Origin of the sequence: Actinoplanes siamensis (assembly GCF_016862395.1) — a bacterium.
Lineage (GTDB): Bacteria > Actinomycetota > Actinomycetes > Mycobacteriales > Micromonosporaceae > Actinoplanes > Actinoplanes siamensis.
In genome coordinates, this window is record NZ_BOMW01000012.1 from 293,859 (window position 1) to 301,188 (window position 7,330).

At 71.1% G+C, this 7,330-nt stretch carries 5 protein-coding genes; 3 read left to right on the forward strand and 2 right to left on the reverse strand.

From position 1 onward, the window contains the following. Window positions 1-2 precede the first annotated feature (2 nt). Complete coding sequence (locus tag Asi03nite_RS06125) at window positions 3-320, reverse strand: CU044_2847 family protein (RefSeq protein WP_203677411.1); 318 nt, start codon at window positions 318-320, stop codon at window positions 3-5. 125 nt (window positions 321-445) lie between these two features. Next, window positions 446-3,247: a S8 family serine peptidase gene (locus Asi03nite_RS06130; RefSeq protein ID WP_203677412.1), complete on the reverse strand. Its 2,802-nt coding sequence runs from the start codon at window positions 3,245-3,247 to the stop codon at window positions 446-448. A 226-nt stretch (window positions 3,248-3,473) separates the two neighbouring features. Here Asi03nite_RS06130 and Asi03nite_RS06135 point away from each other — a divergent pair, with 226 nt between their 5' ends. The 3 genes from Asi03nite_RS06135 (at window position 3,474) to Asi03nite_RS06145 (ending at window position 7,088) form a co-directional block, all read left to right on the forward strand. Next, window positions 3,474-4,424, forward strand: coding sequence for a hypothetical protein (locus Asi03nite_RS06135; RefSeq protein ID WP_203677413.1), 951 nt, complete (start codon window positions 3,474-3,476; stop codon window positions 4,422-4,424). A gap of 5 nt (window positions 4,425-4,429) precedes the next feature. After that, window positions 4,430-5,383: a hypothetical protein gene (locus Asi03nite_RS06140; RefSeq protein WP_203677414.1), complete on the forward strand. Its 954-nt coding sequence runs from the start codon at window positions 4,430-4,432 to the stop codon at window positions 5,381-5,383. A 400-nt stretch (window positions 5,384-5,783) separates the two neighbouring features. Then, window positions 5,784-7,088, forward strand: a complete 1,305-nt coding sequence (locus tag Asi03nite_RS06145) for an extracellular catalytic domain type 1 short-chain-length polyhydroxyalkanoate depolymerase (protein ID WP_203677415.1) — start codon at window positions 5,784-5,786, stop codon at window positions 7,086-7,088. The last annotated feature ends 242 nt before the right edge of the window (window positions 7,089-7,330 follow it).

The window sequence follows — 7,330 nt, forward strand, 5'->3', positions numbered from 1 at the left end:
CGTCACGCCTGCTTGTCCGCTGCCTTGTCCCAGCTGAGCGTGACCTTGACGGCCGTCTTCGCGCCAGCGCCGCCGAGCGCCGCGACCAGCCCCTTGTTCCCCACGCTGAGCTCGACGTTGACCTCGACGGTGACGCCGTCCGGCCGGGCCTCCCGCAGGCCGGCGCGCACGTTGGAGGTCACCCACTCGACGATCTCGGGAAGCCCGGGCAGGCCGGCGAACCTCTCACCGAACCCGACGTCGGCCGCCTCCTGATCGGACTCCACGGTGGCCCACATCGTGTGCCCACTGGGAAGTTCCACCTCGACCAGCTCGCCCACCCGTGTCCCTCCGCTCCGATGAGGTGACTCCTCGTGCAACCGTAGTGCCCCGGCACATCTGGCAGAAGGCCCGCGGACGGGGAAAGCCCGTCCGGGCGCGCCGGAACGCGCCCGGACGGTCGGAGTCAGGCCGCCTCGAAGCCGGCCAGGTGCAACGAGAACGCCCGGATCGAGCCGCGGTCCGAGCCCGCCCGGTCGGCGACGCGGAACGTCCACGTGCCGTCGGCCGGGGACACCCGCAGCGAGGAGAGCGCGCCGTCCGGCCGCCAGGCGCCGGTGAACGGGGCGTTCGCGGACAGCGCCGACGCGAACGGCGTCGCGGCCGCGTCGTCGAAGACCACCTGGCACAGGTTGTTCCCGCCGCCGCCGCTGCGCGAGAACAGCGTCGCGGTCCGGCCGTCCGGCGAGGACAGCGTGCCGATCAGGTCACCGACGAAGGTGTGGTCCAGGCCCACCGTCGCCGAGGCGGTGCCGGTGGAGCAGGCCGTACCGTCGACCGAGAAGGTCAGCGCCGAGGCGTAGCCGACGCCGCTGACGTCCACCGTGGCCGAGACCCCGGTGGGGTCGTTGTCCGGGATCGCCAGCGGCGCGCCGGTGTAGGCGAAGTCCCGCACGGTCGCCGACGGCTGCCCGGTCGGCACCACCACGGTGCTGGTGGTCGGCGACAGCGTCCCGGCGAAGGTGGCCTTCACGGTCAACGTGACCGGCCGGCCGAGCGGATACCCGGCGGCCAGTTTCAGCGTGAAGTTCTTCGACTTGGACGCGCCCGCGGCGATGGTCCCGTACGACGCGGCGCGCGGCGTCACCGTCGCCCGCGCGTCGTCGGAGTCGGCCACCAGGCTGACCCCGGTCGCCGTGCCGTCACCGGCGTTCACCGCCGGCAACGCCACCGTCGCCTGCTCCCCGGGCTCCAGGTACGCGTCGCCGTCGCCGGTGACCGGCGTGATCACCGGGGTGCCGGCCCGGACCAGCGGCTGCGGGGTGGCGCCGGTGTTGCGCAGCAGCAGGTCGGCCCGGACCACGCCGCTGCCGGTGCGGTTGTCGTACCCGGCCGGGGCCAGGTCCAGCGCGGTCCCGGTCAGCGCGGCGCGGACCTCCGCGTTGGTCATCCCGGGGTTGCCGGACAGGGCGAGCGCCGCGATCGCGGCGGCGTGCGGCGCCGCCGCCGAGGTGCCGAAGAACGGGATGAAGCCCGGGACCGTGGTGACCACGCCGTCCGCCGCGGTGATCTCGGGTTTGTTCCGCACGGTGCCGCCGGTCGCGCTGAGGTCGCCGGGTGTCACCGCCGTCCCGTCGGCGTCGAAGAAGATCCGGCGCGGGCCGTCCGAGGTGAACCGCTCCGGCCTGGTCTGCCGGGTGAAGATGTCCGGGTACGGCCCGGCCGGGTTCGGCGGGTCGCCGTCCTCCAGGTCGAACGGCAGCGGGTCCTTCGCCGGCGCCGCGGCCACCGCGAACGCGCCGGCCGCGGCGGCGTGCCCGCGCAGCACCCCGGCCGTGGAGAAGCCCTTGAGCTGCCCGTCCGCCGAGTCGGCGAAGCGCCCGCGGAACACGCTGAGCTGGAGGTAGCGGTTGGCGCCGGAGTACTTCACGACGGCGAGCTTCTGGTTGCTGCCGGTCCCGGTGGCCAGGATCTCGAACGGGTCGTCGTTGCCGTCCTGGGTGTCCTGGGAGAAGTCCGAGACGTTGCCGCCCGCGTCGAGCAGGTAGAGGTCGTAGTCGTTGGCCGAACCGCCCAGCGGGTCCGCCCACCACAGCGTCGTCACGCAGTCCGCGCTGTTCGGCGACAGCGGGTTGAAGACCTGCACGCCGGCGCCGGGATCGAAGTCGTGCGCCGTCCCGGAGAACTTGCCGACCCCGCGCCCGGAGTCCACGAAGTCGCCCTCCCAGTTGCCGGACGTCCCGTCGAGCGCGTTGCCCTCGTTGCCGGCCGAGCTGAAGTAGAACGCCCCGTCCGCGACGACGTCGTTCACCGCCCGCGCCGGGAGCCCGTCCTGGAACGGGCTCTCGTGGTAGTACACGACGTCGTCCACGATGATGTCGCAGCCGGCGCTGAACCGCAGCGCCCGGATGTTGTCCGCGAAGCTGGCCTCACTGGTGAAGGCGGTGGCGAAGCCGAGCCGGGCGTTCGGCACCAGGTCGTGGATGATCTCCAACATCGCGGTGCCCTCGTCACCGTCCCCGTCCTGCCCGGTCAGCACGTCGACACCGGCCGGCAGGTCCCCGCTCGCCTGCGACGCCTGGAGCGAGTCCACGCCGTCCGAGAGCGCGCAGACCTTCACCCCGGTCCCGGTCACCTTGTACCGCGACCGCGCGGTGTCCGCGGCGTGCGTCCGGTCCCCCTCCGAGACCGCCTCGCCCTGGCTGGGCGCCACCGCCGCGGCCTTCGCCGCCGCGGCCCGCGCCGCCTGCTCCACCCGCGCCGCGCGGGCCTGCTTGGACTCCTGGGCCGGCTTGCTCCGCGGATCGGTCTCCCGCCCGCTGATCAGTCCGTGCGCGATGGTGACCGCTGTGACGTCGGACCAGCCGGCGATCGTCGTCAGCGCCCCGAGCGGCGCCTCCACCAGCACCGTCCCGGCCGCCGCGGACGGGTACCGGATCCCGGCGCCGGCGTTCCGCAGCCGGCCGAGCAGGCCCGCGTCCACCTTCGCGGCGTGCACCTCGACCTGGGTGGTGCCGGCCGTGGAGACCGTCACCCCGGTGTCCAGCTCCGGCAGTGTGGCCGGCGCCGCCTTGCCGCCACGTCTGCGCAGTTCCACGGAGAGCCGGCTGCCCAGCTTCCGCTCGGCTCCGGTCAACGACTTCTTGAGCTGTTGCAGTGCCGCGATCTGGGCGTAAGCCCGGTCCGTCGCGTCCTGCGGTCCCTTCGCGCCGGCCGCTTGCGCGCCCGCTCCCACCACCAGGACTCCGGCGGCGAAACCGGTCGCCACACGCCGCAGCCCACGTCCCCTGACTCCCAAAGCAGCCCCCCACTGACCAACATCGATGCGATGCCTGTGGATGCTAATGCCCTGCGGAGATCAACTGAACGTATAGAGACCGATCACTCTCAGTCTCACCTGACCGGCTGGCCCGCCCGGCCCGCCGGGCGGCCGATCCGGCCGACAGCAAAGTTGATCTTCCGATGCGGCCCGGCGGCGCATAGGCTCACCGGCCGTGTGGTCAATCAAGAAGAGGAGCGACGCCGGTGACGCCCCGGAGTTCTGCGGCTTCCTCGACGACGACGCCGAGCGCCTGCGCCGCGCGCTGCGCGCGCAGGACTGGCGGTCGGCTCGCGAAATCCTCGGAACGGACAATCCGGAACGCCGCTCCTACTACTTCTCCGTCGCCGCGGCCACGGTCGGTGTCGAACGATGGATCACCGAGGACACCGCGCCGGCCCTGCTGGTCCGCGGCGCCGGTCTGCTGACCTCGGCCTGGACGCTGCGCCGGGACGGCCTCGGCAGCACCCTGGGCGAGACCGGGGCGCGGCTGTGGTCCCGGCTGGTGCGGCAGGCCGAGCAGTGCGTCGAGGAGTCCCTCCGGCGCGACCCCGGGCAGGCCGACGCGTGGACCTGGTCGATCGCCCTGAGCCGCGCGCTGAACCTGCCCGGACCGGAGCGGCTGCGGCGTTTCCAGCGGCTGATCGAGATCGAGGCGGACCACTGGTTCGGTCACGAGCAGATGCTCCTCGCCCTGAGCCCCCGGTGGGGCGGCAGCTCGGAGGCGATGTTCGAGTTCGCGCGCACCCGGGCGGCCGCGTGCCCCGGCACCCACCTCCCGGCCCTGATCGTGCTGGCACACCGCGAACACAACCTGCACCAGGAGTTCCTGGCCGCGCCGGACGATCCGGACCGCGGGCTGTCCCTCACCTACTGGGAGCCGGAAGCCGTCATGGACGAGGTCTGGGACGCGGCGCAGGCCTCGTTCTGGCACGACGACTACTCGACCTCGGCGCTGACGCCGATCGTCTGGAACCTCTTCGCGTACGCGTTCACCTGGGGCGACTTCCACAAGCCGGCCTGGAGTCTGTTCGAGTCGATCGGTGAGGACTGGATCACCCGGCAGCCCTGGGGCAGCGTCGAGTTCTTCCTGCGATCCCGCAACTACGCCAAAGAGAATCTCTGATCGCTGTGTGGTCCTTCAAGAAGCGCCCGGACGACGTCCTGAAGATCAACAATTATCTGTACGACCCGGGGGCCGAACGGCTCGACCAGGCGCTCGGCGAGCGGGACTGGCCGACGATCCGGGACATCCTCACCACCGCCGCACCCGAGCAGCTCATGTACTACATGGACTTCGTGGCGTCCGCGAAGGGCCTGGAGGAGTGGATTCCCGACGTGATCCGCGCCGAGCCGCACTCCACCCTGCCGCTGCTGGCCCGCGGCGCCCGCGCCGTCCACTGGGCCTGGGAGGCGCGCGGCAGCGGCACCTCCGACACGGTCAGCCGCGAGCAGTGGGACGTCTGGTTCCAGCGCCTCAAGCTGGCCGAGAACTGTCTGGACGAGGTGACCGACCGCGATCCCGGATGTGCCGAGGCCTGGCACTACCTGGTCATCCTGGGGCGAGCCCGGCAGTTGCCCGTCGAGGAGCGCTGGCGCCGCTTCACCAGACTGATCGAGATCGACCCGACCCATCTGTTCGGCCATGAACAGATGCTCCAGAACCTGATGCCCAAGTGGAGCGGCAGCACCGAGGCGATGTTCGACTTCGCCCGGACCAGGGCCGCCGCCTGCCCCGGCACCAACATCCCGATCCTTGTCGTGCAGGCACACCTGGAACATCGGCGGTCCGAGGGCGGCAACAAGCACCTGCGGCGCAACGACGTGGCCGGCGAGATCTACGCGGCGGCCCACGACTCGTTCTGGCACGAGGGCTACCGGAGGTCGCTGCTGACCCCGCTGGTGTGGAACCACTTCGCCTACGGCCTGACGATCGGCCGATTCTTCCGGGAAGCCTGCGCCGTTTACGACCTGATCGGCGACGACTGGGTGCGCAGCGCGCCATGGGGATCCGTCGACCGCTTCGTGGAGTTGCGCGACTGGGCCCGCGACGAGGCCGACGACCCGGTCGCGGACGAGGGCTGAACCCGGCCCGTACGGCGTACCGCCGAATCTGGCGAAGCCACACGACAGCCGCCCGGAAGCAGGTCGGCAACCGCGCCGCGGGCACCGATCCCCCTCGCGGCGCCGAAACCATGGCCGCATTTTTCGGTGACCGTCTCCGAAACTTCCGGACGTCGACCTTCCGGGCCCTCTTACATTGCCGCAGGTAAATGCAGCCACGGCAACCGCACCTGTCAGGACCCGCAAATATTCACCGTTGTAATTGCCGAAACCCGCTTGTAATGTTTCGCTCGATCCGGATCAGGCCGGCTTCCCCGGTCACTCCCACATCCCCGCCAACCGTCCCGTCCACTGGGTAGTACCTCCCCACCTGGATGTGGTCGCGGATCGTCCCCGCACCGCATCCCGAAAGGAACTGTCCATGAGAAAACACTGGCGCACACTGCTGGCCTCGGTGGCCGCGGTCCTCGCCGGCCTGGTGGCCACCACCACGCTCGTCCCGGCGTCACCGGCCTCCGCGGCGGCGTTGACGGAGGTCACCGGGTTCGGCACCAACCCCACCGGCATCCGCATGTACCTCTACGTGCCCGACCGGCTGCCCACCAAGCCGGCGGTGCTGGTGGCCGTGCACTACTGCACCGGCTCCGGCCCGGCCTTCTACTCCGGCACCGAGTTCAAGTCGCTGGCCGACCAGTACGGCTTCATCGTCATCTACCCGTCGACGGTGCGCTCCGGCAACTGCTGGGACGTCTCCTCCGCGGGCGCGCTCACCCACAACGGCAACAGCGACCCGGTCGGCATCACCTCGATGGTCAGATACGTGCAGCAGAGGTACAACACCGACACGGCACGCACGTTCGTCACCGGCGCCTCGTCCGGCGCCATGATGACGAACGTCCTGCTCGCCGACTACCCGGACGTGTTCGCCGCCGGCGCCGCGTTCATGGGTGTGCCGGACACCTGCTTCCAGGCGACCGCGGGCAACCCGGCCGACCCGGGCCAGCAGGCCGGCTGGAACAGCGCCTGCGCGAACGGCCAGGTCAGCAAGACCGCCCAGCAGTGGGGCGACGCGGTGCGCAACTCGTACCCGGGCTACTCCGGCCCGCGCCCGCGGATGCAGCTGTGGCACGGCACCAACGACACCACCCTGCACTACAACAACTTCGGCGAAGAGATCAAGCAGTGGACCAACGTGCTCGGCGTCAGCCAGACGCCGGTCAAGACGGACACGCCGCAGTCCGGCTGGACCCGCACCTGGTACGGCAACACCTCGGCGCAGCCGCCGGTCCAGGCCATCAGCCTCGCCGGCGTCGGCCACTCGCTGCCGATGGCAGGCCAGGCCAAGATGGCGATCAGCTTCTTCGGCCTCGATTCGACCACCGTCCCGCCGTCCTCCCCGCCGCCGTCCTCCCCGCCGCCGTCCTCGCCGCCGGCCCAGGGCGGCTGCACCGCGTCGATCTCGCTGAACTCGTGGACCGGCGGCTACGTCGCCACCGTCACCGTCACCGCCGGCTCGTCGGCGATCAACGGCTGGACCGTCAGCACCACGCTGCCGTCCGGTTCCGCGGTCACGAACTCGTGGAACGCCACCGGTAGCGGCACCACGGGGGCGGTGAGCTTCACCAACGTGAGCTTCAACGGCTCCGTCGCGGCCGGCCGCAACACCCAGTTCGGCTTCCAGGGCACCGGCACCGGTCCGGGCACCGCCACCTGCTCCGCTCGCTGAACAAGTCCCCCGTCACAGCTACCGACGGAACGCCCGGACCTGTGGATATCAGGTCCGGGCGTTTCTCACAGGTGGAGATGCCGCCGCTGCAGTGACAGCCATCATGATCGTTGAACCGGTAATCGGGATGCGGACACGACGGCTGATCGTCACGGGGGGGCACGATCGTGCTCGCCGCGGCAGCCGGCTGTTCCGCCGGAGCGGACAACTCGTCCGCCGCGAATTCCACACCTGCGTCCGTG